General features: G+C 71.4%; 10 protein-coding genes. 8 read left to right on the top strand and 2 right to left on the bottom strand.

Annotated features, from left to right (window positions below):
• Nucleotides 1-182 precede the first annotated feature (182 nt).
• The 5 genes from ACN27G_RS34050 (at nt 183) to ACN27G_RS34070 (ending at nt 5,666) form a co-directional block, all read left to right on the top strand.
• The gene (locus tag ACN27G_RS34050) at nt 183-596 is read left to right on the top strand and encodes a MerR family transcriptional regulator (RefSeq protein ID WP_421496737.1); all 414 of its coding nucleotides are present in this window, start codon (nt 183-185) and stop codon (nt 594-596) included.
• Between the two features lie 203 nt (nt 597-799).
• Nucleotides 800-1,387 carry a hypothetical protein gene (locus ACN27G_RS34055; RefSeq protein WP_421496738.1) on the top strand — a complete coding sequence of 196 codons (588 nt, stop codon included), beginning with the start codon at nt 800-802 and terminating at the stop codon, nt 1,385-1,387.
• 28 nt (nt 1,388-1,415) lie between these two features.
• Entirely contained in the window at nt 1,416-1,775 is a 360-nt protein-coding gene (locus tag ACN27G_RS34060) for a DinB family protein (protein WP_421496739.1), read from the top strand.
• Nucleotides 1,776-1,777: 2 nt separating this feature from the next.
• On the top strand, nt 1,778-2,464 hold the full coding sequence (locus tag ACN27G_RS34065) for an alpha/beta fold hydrolase (protein ID WP_421496740.1): 687 nt from the start codon (nt 1,778-1,780) through the stop codon (nt 2,462-2,464).
• 280 nt (nt 2,465-2,744) lie between these two features.
• Entirely contained in the window at nt 2,745-5,666 is a 2,922-nt protein-coding gene (locus ACN27G_RS34070) for a DEAD/DEAH box helicase family protein (RefSeq protein ID WP_421496741.1), read from the top strand.
• A gap of 67 nt (nt 5,667-5,733) precedes the next feature.
• On the opposite strand, the gene ACN27G_RS34075 is transcribed toward ACN27G_RS34070, so the two are convergent.
• On the bottom strand, nt 5,734-6,555 hold the full coding sequence (locus ACN27G_RS34075; protein WP_421496742.1) for an SAM-dependent methyltransferase: 822 nt from the start codon (nt 6,553-6,555) through the stop codon (nt 5,734-5,736).
• A gap of 167 nt (nt 6,556-6,722) precedes the next feature.
• On the opposite strand from ACN27G_RS34075, the gene ACN27G_RS34080 reads away from it, so the two are divergent.
• Nucleotides 6,723-7,874: a hypothetical protein gene (locus tag ACN27G_RS34080; RefSeq protein ID WP_421496743.1), complete on the top strand. Its 1,152-nt coding sequence runs from the start codon at nt 6,723-6,725 to the stop codon at nt 7,872-7,874.
• 7 nt (nt 7,875-7,881) lie between these two features.
• On the opposite strand, the gene ACN27G_RS34085 is transcribed toward ACN27G_RS34080, so the two are convergent.
• The gene (locus ACN27G_RS34085; RefSeq protein ID WP_421496744.1) at nt 7,882-8,655 is read right to left on the bottom strand and encodes a hypothetical protein; all 774 of its coding nucleotides are present in this window, start codon (nt 8,653-8,655) and stop codon (nt 7,882-7,884) included.
• 264 nt (nt 8,656-8,919) lie between these two features.
• On the opposite strand from ACN27G_RS34085, the gene ACN27G_RS34090 reads away from it, so the two are divergent.
• Both ACN27G_RS34090 and ACN27G_RS34095 read left to right on the top strand, forming a co-directional pair.
• On the top strand, nt 8,920-9,741 hold the full coding sequence (locus tag ACN27G_RS34090; RefSeq protein WP_421496745.1) for a hypothetical protein: 822 nt from the start codon (nt 8,920-8,922) through the stop codon (nt 9,739-9,741).
• A gap of 560 nt (nt 9,742-10,301) precedes the next feature.
• Complete coding sequence (locus ACN27G_RS34095) at nt 10,302-13,619, top strand: AfsR/SARP family transcriptional regulator (RefSeq protein WP_421496746.1); 3,318 nt, start codon at nt 10,302-10,304, stop codon at nt 13,617-13,619.

Below are 13,619 nucleotides of genomic sequence, written 5' to 3' on the forward strand. Positions count from 1 at the left end.
CAGTTGACAGGTCGTGTGGTGGCGTTGACCGTCGCGCCGCCAGTCAGAAGCTGGGCGGCGAACAGGCTGCCGAGGCCACGGCTCGCCCCACCGGCCACGGCGACTGCTCCACGTGTCTGCACACGAATACGCTACGATCTGACGTTGGCGTCAGAGACAAGGACTGTGACGGGAGACACCGCATGCGTATCGGCGACCTGGCAACAACGACTGGTGTCAGTGCGCGCGCCCTGCGCTACTACGAAGAACACGGCCTGCTCTGGTCCACTCGCACCCCTGGCGGCCAACGCAGCTATTCCGAAGCCGCCGTCGAACGCGTCCAGATCATCCAGCAGCTTTACGCCGCCGGAATACCCAGCCGGACCATCGCCAACCTGCTGCCCTGCATCGAGACCAGGACCAGCACACCAGAATCGCGCACCCTCCTGATCGGCGAACGAGACCGCATCAACACGCAGATGACGAAACTCGCGACCGCGCGTCAGCGCCTCGACGAACTCATCGCCTACTCGACGAGTGCGGAGAGCGGATGCGCCGTCGTACCGGGTGAACCCGAGTCCGACGCGCTAACCCTTTCGCGCCTGTCTGTACAGTAGACGGCCGATCTTGGCTTCTGCGTGGGTCGGTTGGTTGCCGGGGCCAGCCGGCCCTCGAAGGCGATCCCGAAGAGTGCCCTCAATGCCCTCGCCGGTCACCGCGGCGGACGTCATCACCGGAAACCGAAGGCGATCGCCGCCGCACCATTGAACGCCGCTGTTATCATGAGGTTCGATGGGGCAAGCGGACCCGGAGGTCTGTATTGGACGTCAACCTTGCCGTGAACATTGCCGCCATAGTAATCTCCCTGTCCGCCGTCGCCCTGTCCGCCTTCTTCGGTCTGCGCCAGCTGCGCTCGATGCGGAGGGCCAACAGCACGGTCGTGGCAATCGAGTTGTTGACCCGTGAGTGCCGCAGTGACGCCTTTCTGGACAGTGAAGAATTCGTTCTCTACGAGCTGTCGAGCCATCCGCCCGACGGCGGCGTGAACGGCTTGCGGCCTGAACACCGCCGGCACGCCACCCGCGTCGGCCTGTTCTTCAGCAGCCTCGGCGCACTGTCGGTATTTGGCGGAATCGAGACCAAGATGATCGTCGGCCTCGTGCCGACCCGCGCACGCCGTGCATGGGTGGCGTTGGAACCCTACATCCTCGCGGAAAGACAGCTGAGATCGCCAACCTATCTCTCGTTCTTCGAGCATCTGGTCTGCCTGATCGACGACGCCGAACCTGCCAGGCACCACGCCAGCCTCAACCTTCGCCGGATGGACCCGCTGTCCGGGCGATCCCGTATCGAGGCAGGAGCCGACGGAACCGGCAGCGGTGCGGGGGCAGCAGCGGTAAAGGTGTGAACGGCCGGCGCACGGGGCCTGGCAGGGGGTGCGGAAGCCGGCCGCCTGGGTGGGCCGGGCGCTCCTCGGCGATCCCTCGCCATGGCATCCGCTCGACCTGCACTGGGGCGGGGTGCCCGGCTGGGACGGCGTTCCGTGGGACCGCGAGGCACGTCCCTCGCTCGACGAGGTGCTCGCGGTCCGGCGCGACCGGCAGGCGATGGTCCGGCGGGTGCTGGAGTCGCTCACCGGGGAAGGGCTCGGCGCTGCGGTGACCCGCACCGGGCCCGGTTGGCCGCACCTGGAGGGCTTCCCGGTCAAGGAATGTCTCCGCATCGTCCTCAACGAGGAATGGGAACACCGGCGCTACGCCGAACGGGATCTGACCGTACTGGAGAAAGAGAACTGACCATGGACATCGTGCTCGTCGCCGGCCTCTGGCTGGACGGATCGGCGTGGGACGAGGTCGTCCCCGCGATCGCGGAACTCGGCCATCGCCCCGTGCCGCTGACCCTGCCCGGGCAGGGAGACGGAGCCGGCTCCGCCACGCTCGACGACCAGGTCGCGGCGGTGCTCGCCGCCGTCGACGCGGCGCCCGGAAAGGCCATGGTGGTGGGGCACTCCGCCGCCTGCACCCTGGCCTGGATGGCCGCCGACAGGCGGCCGGAGCGGGTCGCCGGGGTCGCCCTCATCGGCGGCGTCCCGGCCGTCGACGGGGACAGCTACGCCAGCTTCTTCGAGATCTCCGACGGCGTCATGCCGTTCCCCGGCTGGGGTCCGTTCGAAGGGCCGGACTCCGCCGACCTCGACGAGGAGACCAAGCGGCGTTTCGCGTCCGCCGCGGTCCCCGTCCCGGAGGGGGTGGCCAGGGGCGTGGTACGGCTGACCGACGACCGGCGGTTCGATGTTCCGGTCGTGCTGGTCTGCCCCGAGTTCACCCCCGCACAGGCGCGGAAGTGGATCGAAGGTGGTGATGTCCCCGAGCTCGCCGGGGCCAAACGGCTCGACTATGTCGACATCGATTCGGGTCATTGGCCCATGTTCAGCAGGCCGGTCGAGCTGGCCCGGTTGCTCGCCGAGGCGGCGGCCCGGGAGTGACCGGCGGGCAGGACGGCGTCGGCGGCAGGCGGGTGGGCGGAGGCCCGCCTGCCGCCTGTCGGTTTGTCGACAGGCGTCGCCCCGTCGCGGACCGGCCGCCCGCCGCGCTGCGACTACCCCCCGACGGGGAACGCCTGAACAGGGAACATTCACCGGCATGGTAACGATTGATCGGCATTTCAAGCCTTAACTCTGTGGGTCGTTCGAGGGTCTTCGAAGGCTCCGGGATATCGCTATCCTGACCTGTTCCCCGGCGGCTACGCGGAGTGAGTGGTTACGCATGGATCCTCGATACATCAGCAAGTTGGCGGAACAGTCCGCCAACTTCGGTTTCCTGAAGTCGCATCCGCTGCTGCTCTGGTACGGCGCCGGTGCCGAGTCAATGGTCTATGTGGACGCCCAGTCGTCGATCTTCAAGACCCGCGCCTTCGGTGAGGTCCTCGCCCGCGACCTGGTGCAGCGCACCGGGGTGCAGACGGTGGGCGGCAGGTTCAATCAGCACGTGCAGGCGCTCAACGCCAGCGGCGCCCTGGTGCCGCACATCTTCGAGGCATTCAACCGGCTGCGCAACGTCGGCAACCAGGCCGTGCACGACCACCTCGGCGAGGCGCGGTTCGCGCTGGAGTCGCTGCGTACCTGCTTCGAACTCGGGGTGTGGTTCCACCGGGCACTGACCGGTGACCGTACGCCGATCGGGTTCGTGCCGCCGAGCCCGCCGCCGCAGCAGGTGCCGCAGTCGGTCGTCGACGGGCTGCACGCCGAACTGGGCCGCTACCGGCAGGAACTGGCCCAGACGAAACTGCTGCTCACCGGCCGCCGGTCGCTGGCGGAGGCGCAGACGGCCGCCGCCGCCGAGGCCGAGCGGGTGGTGCGGGAGGCCGACGCGCGCCGGGACAGCACGGTCGACCTGGTGGCGACGCTGGAGGCGCAGGCCGAGGAGGCGCAGCGCGAGTTCGACAGCCGCAGGCCGGCGAAGGTCTCGGCGGCCAGGCGGGAGGAGTTCATCTCCCGCGCCCGCCGTGCCTCCCGCGAACCGCTCAACGAGCTGCAGACCCGGGCCGAGATCGACCGCCAACTCGCGGCGGCCGGCTGGGTCGTACAGCACGAGAACCAACTCAACCTCAACGCCTGCCAGGGCGTCGCCGTCCGCGAGGTCACCCTCGCCACCGGTCGGGCCGACTACCTGCTCCACGTCGACCAGCGGCTCGTCGGCGCCATCGAGGCGAAATGGGAGGGTACGGCGCCACGGGGCGCCGAGGCGCAGCTCGACCGCTATCTGGGTGGCCTCACCGCCGAGCAGCGGATGCGGGCGTGGCGGCGGGACGAGCCGCTGCCCTTCGGCTACCTCGCCACCGGCACCGAGACGGCGTTCGTGAACGGGCTCGACCCGTTTCCGCGTACCAGGGAGGTTTTCGCCTTCCACCGGCCCGAAACCCTCGCCCGGTGGATGCGCGAGGCGGACGACGACCCGACGACGCCGACGCTACGGGCCCGGCTGCGCCGGATGCCGGCACTCGACGGCGAGGGGCTGCGGCCGGCGCAGATCGACGCGATCCGGGGCGTGGAGCGCTCCCTGTCGGAGGACCGGGCCAGGTCGCTGGTCCAGATGGCGACCGGCGCGGGCAAGACCTTCACCGCCGTCACCGCCAGCTACCGGCTCTGCAGGCACGCCCGGGCCAACCGGATCCTCTTCCTCGTCGACCGGAACAACCTCGGCAAGCAGACGTTACGGGAGTACGCCGCCTACCGGACCCCGGACGATCGCCGCAGGTTCACCGAGCTCTACAACGTCGACCGGCTCTCCGGGGCCGGGATGCTCGGCTCCGCCACGGTCGTCATCTCCACCATCCAGCGGCTCTTCGGCGCGCTCTGCGGGCGGGAGCTGCCCGACGTCGACCTCGATGACCAGGCCTACGACAGCTATGACCGGGACGAGCCGGCGGAGGTGGGCTACAACCCGCAGATCCCGCCGGAGACCTTCGACCTGATCGTGGTGGACGAGTGTCACCGCTCGATCTACGGCAGGTGGCGGGGGGTGCTGGAATACTTCGACGCCTTCACGGTCGGGCTGACCGCGACCCCGGTGAAGCAGACCATGGGCTTCTTCCAGCAGAACCTGGTCTCGGAATACACCTACGAGCAGGCCGTCGCCGACGGGGTGAACGTCGACTTCGACGTGTACCGGATCAGGACCCACACCACCGAGGCCGGCGAGCGGATCGAGGCCGGCACGGTGGTGCCGCTCAAGGACCGGCGGACCCGGGCCGAGCGCTACCAGGAGATGGAGGACGATTTCGCGTACGAGGGCAGCCAGGTCGGCCGGTCGGTGATCTCCCGGGGTCAGCTCCGGCTGGTGCTGGAGACCTTCCGGGACCGGCTCTTCACAGAGATCTTTCCGGGTCGCTCCAAGGTGCCGAAGACGCTGATCTTCGCGCGGGACGACAACCACGCGGAGGAGATCGTCACGATGGTGCGGGACGTCTTCGCCCGGGGCAACGACTTCGCGCAGAAGATCACGTACGCCTCGCGGCGCGAGGGGAACAACCCCGACGACCTGATCCAGGACTTCCGGAACAGTCCCGAGCTGCGGATCGCGGTCACCGTCGGCATGATCGCCACCGGCACCGACGTACGCCCGCTGGAATGCGTCTTCTTCCTCCGCCCGGTACGCAGCGCCGCCTACTTCGAGCAGATGAAGGGGCGGGGCGCCCGCACCATCGAGCCCTCCGAGTTCCAGGCGGTCACCGAGGACGCCGAGGTGAAGGAGCGGTTCGTGGTCGTCGACGCGGTCGGGGTCACCGAGCTGAGGCTGGACGAGGCCGTACCGCTGGAACGGCACTCCGAGCGGCAGGTCTCCCTCGCCCAGCTCCTCGGCAGGGCGGGCCGGCTCAGCGCCACCCCCGACGAGGTGGCCACCCTCGCCTCCCGGCTCTCCCGGCTCGGGCAGCAGCTCACCGGGGAGGAGCGGCAGGAACTCGACGAACTGGCCGGCCAGCCGATGACCCAGATCGTGCGCGGCCTGGTCGACGCGGTCGCGCCGGAGCAGTTGAACGCCGCCCGGGAGGCCGGCCGGGATGCGGTGCAGGGCCTGATGGCCACCGCACTGCGTCCGCTGGCCGCCAGGCCGGAGCTGCGAGAGCGGATCATGGAGATCCGGCGCGCACACGACACCACAGACGACGGGGTCGGCGGGGGGTCGTAGTGTGCGGAGGCACCGGGCGGCTCGGCCAGCAGGGTCGTCTGGGGGCCGAGCCCCGCCCCGTCGTACGTCAGCGCTTGTAGGCGATGCCGCCGTAGCCGTCGACGTGGGCCGGGAGCTCGGATGCACCGGCCTCGGCCTCGGGGCGCCAGTGCGGGAAGGACACCACGCCCGGCTCGACGATCTCCAGCCCGTCGAGGAACCCCGCGAGCTGCTCGGGGCTGCGCACGATGTACGGGGGCTTGACCGACTGGTTGCGGACGCGGGTCGCCTGCACCATCGCCTCGCTGGTGTTCGTGCCGTCGCCGACCAGCAGATAGCTGCCGGCGGGCACCGCGTCCAGCAGCGTGCGTACGATCGCCCGGGCCTCGTCGTAGGACTCGATCGCGCCCAGGACGCCGAGCAGGATGACCCCGATCGGCCGCGTGAAGTCCAGCGTCCGGTGAGCCTCGCGCAGGATCTTGTCGGTGTCGCGCAGGTCGGCGTCGATGTAGTCGGTCGCGCCCTGCGGGTCGCTGGCCAGCAGGGCGCGGGCGTGCACCAGCACCAGCGGGTCGAAGTCCACATACACGATGCGGGACTCCGGGGCGGACGACTGGGCGATCTCGTGGGTGTTGTTGGCGGTCGGCAGGCCCGTGCCGATGTCGAGGAACTGGCGGATGCCCGCCTGCTCGACCTCGTAGCGCACCGCGCGGGTGAGGAAGACCCGCGACGCGCGGGCCATCGCGACCAGCCCCGGAGCGGCGGCCAGGACCGCCTTGCCGGCCTGCTCGTCCACCAGGTAGTTGTCCTTGCCGCCCAACAGGTAGTTCCACACCCTGGCCTGGTGCGGCACCGTGGTGTCGATTGTCGTCGCTCGCTCGACGTTGGGCGACGCGGCGGAATCGGTCATTGCGCAGCCTTCCATGATGGGGAGGTCGGTGCCTGCCGACAACAGCCGGATTCGGTGGCCCGGCCGCCACGGACTCGGAACAACACCCGAACATGAATCAGCATAGGCAGTCGGGGCCACGCTTTGCTGTGGGGTGGGGCCCGCCCGCGCCCGGATGGAGGATGCCGATGCCCTACCTGCCGATATCCCGGAAGCGGTGGCTGGAGCTGGCCCGGGAGAGCAACCACTACGGCGAGCAGGCCGCCCGGCTCCTGCTCGACCGTCAGTACAGCCTCGCGCTGGAGGTGGCGGACCGGGGAATCGGCGTGCGGGAGAAGCTCTACCGGCGCGGCCGGGGCGACCGCGAGGTCACCGAGGTCTTCGCCGACGACCTCCGCAACCGCGCCGAGATCCAGTCGACGTGGATGCAGGCCAGGCGGATGGAGGGCACGGAGCAGGCGGCCGATCTGCTCAGGGGCGGGATCGCGGACGCCACCCGGGCGCTGGCCCTCTTCGAAGAACTGGCCAGGGCACCGGAGGCGGAGTATCCGCTGCGGCCGGCGGAGGTCCGCCTGATGCTGAGCGAGCTGCTCGCCATGGCCGGTGACGCCGCGGCAGCCACCCGGCAGGCGGAACTCTCCATCGCGGACTACCGGCGGCACGGCGCAGGTGACGGGGATGCGGACGACGGGGGTATGAGCCAGCTCAAGTTCGCCCGCGCCCTGGCCCGGTATGCCGACATCATGGAGGCCACCGGATCGTCACCGGATCCGGTCGTGGCGGCGCGGCGCGAGTCCGTCGAGCTGAGCAGGCCGCACGCCCAGCCCGGCGGATGGCTGTGGCAGTGGCGGCTCGACCGGAGCCTGGTATGGCTCAGCACCCCGACGATGGAACGCTACTGCCTGAACGCGCTCCTGCTGGCCGCACGACTCACTCCGGCCACCGCCACCGCCACCGCCACCGGTCCGGCCACCGCCACCGGTCAGGGTGGCGGCACCGGCCCGGGTGGCGGTGCGGGTCCGGGCGGCGGCGCCGTCCCGGAGACCGTCGGCGGCGCGGTCGAGGCGCTGCTCGCGCTGCAGAGTGCCGCCGAGGGGTACGCGAGCCTCGGCGAAAGGGGCTACGGATGGCAGGTCGACACGTCGTTGGAGACCGCCCGGATTCTCCAGCGCCAGGCCGAGCTGCTGCGGGCGTACGGCCAGCGGACGGTCGCCGGTGCCTATCTCAGGCTGCGGGGCCGCATTTCCACCCCGACCGGGCAGGGCTGGTACGACGAGGTCACCCAGCTCCGGCCCACGCTTGCGCGGGCCGTCGCGGAGATGGCGTCCACGAGCCGGTGAGGTGCTGTCACGGCAGGTTCCGCAGGGCCTCGATCGCCACCCGCCGGCTCGTGTTCGCGTACGACGCGGCCTCGACGGCGGCCGGGTCGATCGGGCCCAACTGCCACTCGCCGAGCCAGTACTGCTCCAACTGCGTCGCGGTGTGGTTGCCGTAGACGGTGCAGGTGTAGGCCCGGATCAGCGGCACCGCGTTCGGCTCGGGGTAGTGGTAGCGGCAGCTCGGGGCGAGCTTGTCGATGAGCTTCTGCAGCGCGGCGCGGTAGTTGGTGCGCAGGTTGGCGGTGCCGAAGCCGGCCCGCGCGCGGGCGACCAGGGCGATCGGATAGAGCGTGACGACGGCGTACCCGACGTCGTCGATCGCTCCCTTGCCGGCGAGCGCGTCCAGGTAGCTGCTGGCCCGGATGGCGTCGTGGGTGACCTCCTGGGCCCAGTCCTCCAGCGTCTCCTCGGCGAAGTTGTTGATGTCGTCGAACTCGATGATCGCGGCGGTGGCGTCGTCACGGATGTCGGCCACCGCGATGGCGTCGAGGTGTGCGATCACCGCCGACTCGGCCTCGTTGAGCGCGTTGATCACTTCCTGGGTCATCGCGGCCAGCTCGGCCGGGGAGACGCCGCCGTCACCCACCCGGGACAACAGACCGAGGGCGAAGTCGACCATGTCGATCAGCGAGTCGTTGGGCCCGTCGGGATCGGTGGCGTGCGCCGGCTGGGCGGCGCCCGAGAGCACGAGCGTGAGCGCGAGCGCCGCCGCGGCGAACCCGCGCAGCAGTCTGGCCTTCATCTGGAGTCTCCTCTCACCCTGGTGCCGGCAGGCTGCCGGAGTCGACTGGACCTCCACTGGAGAGTGACTGGATCACCGGGCGATCCAGTCGGCGTCCAGTAGCTTTCCAGACCTGCTCAATACCGTGCGCCTGACGCCGATCGGCGTCCATCAGTGCCGGTCAGTGCCCGTCGTCCCACCTCACGCAGGTCCGCCTCCCCGGTGGCCGGCGTACCTACCCGGGTGGCTGGTGCCCGTGGCCGGCCCGGCTCTCCTGGAGGCGCAATGAGACGAAGGCTGCTGAAGACCGTCACCGCCGCGGTGCTGGCGACCGCGGTCGTGGTGCCGGGTGCCGCCCGGCCGGCCCAGGCGACGGATCCAGCCACGATCATCGCCGTCGCCCAGTTCGCCCTGCAGGCCTACTCGTACTTCAACAGTTCCGAGGACGGCGGGATGACGATCGAGGAGGCGACCAGCCGGATCATCGTCGAGATCGGCAACACCCGGAACACGATCATCGCGCACCTGGACGGGCTCGCCACCGCCGAGGCGCGGGCCTGCGCCGAGCACCACCTGCTCGAGTTCGCCGACATCGAGGAGTTCTCGCTCAGCCTGAAGCAGCGGTGGGCACAGGACGTCACCTCCTGCGTCACGCTGATCAACAGCCTCTGGAGCGCGGTCTCCACCGTCAGCGCCAAGAACCAGCTCGGCATCGCGCTCGGCACGGTCGGCCCGATCGCGCTGGTCGCCCGCGCCCAGGCCAGATTCAGCACCACCGAGCTGAAGAACCTGCTGATCGCGGCCTTCGAGCGGATCGAGCAGCGGTTCACGCCGTACTGCACCGCCGTCCCCAACGTGCCCGAGGAGTACTGGCAGTCGAATCCCGACCCCTCCTGGGTGTACGCCTGGTATTCCTGCGCACCCAGCCGGGAGCCGGGCAACCCGTGGGAGGAGACGAGCGTCGGCGCCTCCGGCGTCTACGAGCTGGGGCTCTGGCACTGGGGCGCCCCGGTCAACTACGCGAACTGGCCGACCCTCGTCGAGCAGTCCAAGGAGCGCTCCGCGGCGTCGGTTGCCAGGGCCGCGCTGAGCCAGCTCCGGGGGTAGCGTCGCCGGCTCCGGGGCCACGCGGCCGCTCGACGCCGTGATCATTCAATGATCGAAATATGACGCGTACGTGACGACTGCCGGCAGGGTCTCGATCAAGCGCCCGGCCGGGGCACGGATCAGCCGCCCCGGCCACCGGGGGCGAGTGCCCTGAGGGGGTGTGGGTAGAGACACCGTCGCAGCGCGACGTACCCGGCTGACCGGTTGGTTTCACGGGGGTACTCCGGCCGCCGCGAGCGCGGGCCAGCGGCGGCAGCCGGAGTGCACCGGTCAGCGCGGAGATCTACCGACACGACAGCATCCGGCGGCCGGAACACCGCTCCGGCCGTCGGATGCTGTGCCGCGTACGGTTGCCGCCGTCCCGCCGGTACCTTCTCCGCAGGCCACCGCGCCCGGATCCCCTCCGTCCCGACCACCCCGGGAGCCGTTCCGCGCTCCGCTGACCGGTCGACGGCTCCCCGGGACAGCCCGCTATTGCATACCGTCTGTCCAAACCGGGCAGTAAGGTTCGGGTCGACCACGGTTGCGTCGATCGGTAGCACACCATGCGGGGGAGCGGCGTGCGAGCTGTGACGTTTCGGCTGCTCGGGCCGGTCGAGGTTCGGGTGGACGACCGCCCGGTACGACTCGCCGGCCCGCGCAGCCAGGCCATCCTGGCCGCCATGCTGCTGGAACCCGACCGCCTCGTGCCGGTCTCCCGGCTCGTCGACGCCACCTGGGGCGAGAGCCCGCCGTCAAGTGCCAACGTGCAGGTACGCAACCGGGTGGCGGAGATGCGGCGGCTGTTGCGCGGCGTCGGCGTACCGGAGGACACGATCGAGACCCGTGGCTCCGGCTACCTGCTGCGACTGGCGGCGGGGCAACTCGACCTCGACGTCTTCGAACGCCGGGTCGCGGCGGCGGAGGACCACGCGCGGCGCGGCGAGTCGGCCGAGGCGGTCGAGGGGTTCGTCGCCGCGCTCACGCTCTGGCGAGGACCGGCGCTGGACGGGCTCCGCGCGCCGGTGCTGGCCGCCGCGGCCCAGCGCCTCGAAGAACGCCGGATGGCGGTGGTCGGCCACTGCATCGACCTCGAACTCGACCTCGGCCGGTACGACCTGGTCATCGGCAAGCTGCACGAGCTCGTCGACGCGTACCCATGGCGCGAGCCGCTGGTGGGCCGGCTGATCAGGGCGCTCTATCTCGCCAACCGGCAGCGGGAGGCGCTGGAGCGCTTCGACCAGCTGCGCACCCGGCTCGCCGACGAGCTCGGCGTCGACCCGTCGGCGGAACTCGTCGAGCTGCGCGACCTGATCCTGCGCAACGATCCCAGCCTGCGGGCCGGGGTGGCCCGGCCGCAAGGCGGCACGACATCGTCCGGAGCACAGCCGCGCACGGGGGCCGCCCCGGAGCCGCGCGCGGCGGCCGACCCGCGACCGCGCACGGCGGCCGGTCCGGAGTCGCGTCCGCCGCAGGTGGGCGGGGCCGGCGACGATCGGTCCGGTGACGATCCGGTGGATGCCGCGGCTCCGCCGGCCCGGATGCTCCCCGCCGAGGTGGCCGACTTCGTCGGCCGGGAGACGGAGGTGGCGGCGGTCCTCAACTGGCTGCCGGCGGAGCCGAAGGTCACCGTCGTGATGATCAGTGGCCTGCCGGGAGTGGGCAAGACCTCGCTCGCCGTACGGATCGCACACCGGCTCGGCTCCCGGTGTCCCGGCGCACAGCTCTACGTCGACCTCGCCGGCCACGAGCACCCGCTCGCCCCGGTGGAGGTGCTCGGGCGGTTCCTCCGGGCACTCGGCGTACCCGGTGACGACCTGCCGGCAGACCTGGACGAGCGCGCCGCGCGGTTCCGCGCGGCGGTCGCCGGCAAGCCCAGCCTGCTGGTGCTCGACAACGCCGGAAGCGCCGCACAGGTCCGCCCGCTGCTGCCCGGGATCGAGGCGGTCGTCCTGGTCACCGGCAGGCGCGCGCTGGTCGACCTCGACGGTGCGTATCAGCTCCGGCTGCGGCCGATGCCCGAGCCCGAGGCGGTACGGCTGCTCGCCGGTATCGTCGGCGCCGACCGGGTCAGTGCCGAGCCGGACTCGGCCACGCGGATCGTCCGGCACTGCGGCCTGCTGCCGCTCGCCGTGCGGATCTTCGCGGCGCGGCTCGCGGTGCGCAGTCGCGACACGCTCGGCCAGGCCGCCGAGCAGCTCGCCGAGGCCACCCACCGGCTCGACCACCTCACCCGGGCCGACCGCAGCGTCCGGGCCGCCTTCCAGTCGGCGTACGTCGGGCTCGACGTTGCCGCCCGGCGGGTGCTGCGCCGGCTCGCGGTGCTGGACCTCGACGACGCCCCCGGCTGGCTGGTGCCGGTGCTGCTGCCCGAGGAGCCGGCCACCGCCGCCGACGAGGTGGTCGGCAGCCTGGTGGAGGCGAGCCTGCTGGAGGTGACCGGGCCGGACGGCGCCGGCCAGCTCCGCTACCACGTGCACGACCTGGTCCGGGCCTTCGCCCGGGAACGCGCCGACGAGGAGGAGCCGGCGGACGGGCGCGAGGGGCTGCTCCGCCGGGTCCTCGGCACCTGGCTGACCCTGACCGAGGAGGCTCGGGTACGCCTCAGCCAGGAGGAACAGCCGCCACTCGCCCCCGGCCTGTCCCGGTTGCCGGCCCCGACCGACGCGCACCGACGCGACCCGCACGCCTGGTTCACCGCCGAGGCGACGGCGCTGCTGACGATGATCGAGCGGGCCGCGGCCGAGCCCGCACTCGCGGACTATGCCTGGGCGCTGACCTGGAACTGCGACTACTTCCTGCAACTCGACGTACGCCTGGACGACCTCGGCCGGGTCACCCGGATCGGGCTGGCCGCCGCCCGGCGCCGGGGTGATCCCGAGGGAGTCGCCCGGATGCGGCTCTGCGTCGCCTTCGCCGCGCTGCTGCGGGACGACCTGGAACCGGCGCGCGACCAGATCCGGGGAGCTGGCGACGGGGTGGCGGAGCCGTGGCTGCGCGCCGAGATCTACGGCGTGGAGCACCAGATCCAGGAGGCGCTCGGCAACTTCGCCGAGTCGCGGGCGGCGCTGACCCGGGCGATCGACCTCTACACCGAGGCCGGCGACCCTGCGTCGACCGGCACCAAGCTCACCCGGCTCGGGATGCTGCAACTCCAGCAGGGCGACCCCGCCGCCGGTGACACGCTGGCCCGCAGCGTCGGGCTGCTCCGCGCCGTCGCGGCCACCCGGCCGTTGGCCCTGGGGCTGCGCGGCCTGGCCGCCTGGCACGGCAGCCGGGGCGACATCGAGCCGGCCCGGACGGCATATCTGGAAAGTCTCGACCTGGTCCGGTCGCACCGGGACCACGTCGGCGAGGTGGTCGTGCTCAGCGAGTTGGCCGCGATGCTCACCGATCACCGGCGGCTCGTCGAGGCTGCCGGTCATCTCGACACCGCGCTCGACCGGGCCCGCCAGCTCGATGTGCCGCTCTACGCCGCCTACGCCCGGTCGGTGCACGGCCGGTGGCGGTTGGCGGCCGGTGAGCCCGGCCCGGCACGCGCCGAGATCGAGGCGGTGGTCGAGACCCTGGAGGTCCATCCGAGCTGGCACGTCACCGCGCTGATGGACCTGGCCCGCGCCCGTGACCGGCTCGGCGATGCCGAGGCTGCGGCGCGGGCCTGGTCGCGGGCGCTGAGGGTGGCTGTCCGGATCGGCGCCGAGGTCTGGGCGAACGAGATCGCCGAACGGCTTCCCACGCCGCCCGGCCTCACGCCGGGGCAACCGCCTCCCGACGACCCGGCCCGGTCGCCCGATCGCGACGACCTCCGGCCGACCGGCCGGGTCGTCCCGTCGAGTTCGCCCCGTCGGGAGGATCGGGTGCGGTCATCCGGCCGGCGGTCGGGCCGAGCCGCGCGGTGA

This window comes from Plantactinospora sp. WMMB334 (assembly GCF_049179095.1).
GTDB lineage: Bacteria > Actinomycetota > Actinomycetes > Mycobacteriales > Micromonosporaceae > Plantactinospora.

Coding starts and splice junctions, on each gene's coding strand:
- ACN27G_RS34065 (WP_421496740.1), top strand. CDS start 1,778: ATGGACATCGTGCTCGTCGCCGGCCTCTGGCTGGACGGATCGGCGTGG.
- ACN27G_RS34085 (WP_421496744.1), bottom strand. CDS start 8,655: ATGAAGGCCAGACTGCTGCGCGGGTTCGCCGCGGCGGCGCTCGCGCTC.
- ACN27G_RS34090 (WP_421496745.1), top strand. CDS start 8,920: ATGAGACGAAGGCTGCTGAAGACCGTCACCGCCGCGGTGCTGGCGACC.
- ACN27G_RS34070 (WP_421496741.1), top strand. CDS start 2,745: ATGGATCCTCGATACATCAGCAAGTTGGCGGAACAGTCCGCCAACTTC.
- ACN27G_RS34050 (WP_421496737.1), top strand. CDS start 183: ATGCGTATCGGCGACCTGGCAACAACGACTGGTGTCAGTGCGCGCGCC.
- ACN27G_RS34080 (WP_421496743.1), top strand. CDS start 6,723: ATGCCCTACCTGCCGATATCCCGGAAGCGGTGGCTGGAGCTGGCCCGG.
- ACN27G_RS34075 (WP_421496742.1), bottom strand. CDS start 6,555: ATGACCGATTCCGCCGCGTCGCCCAACGTCGAGCGAGCGACGACAATC.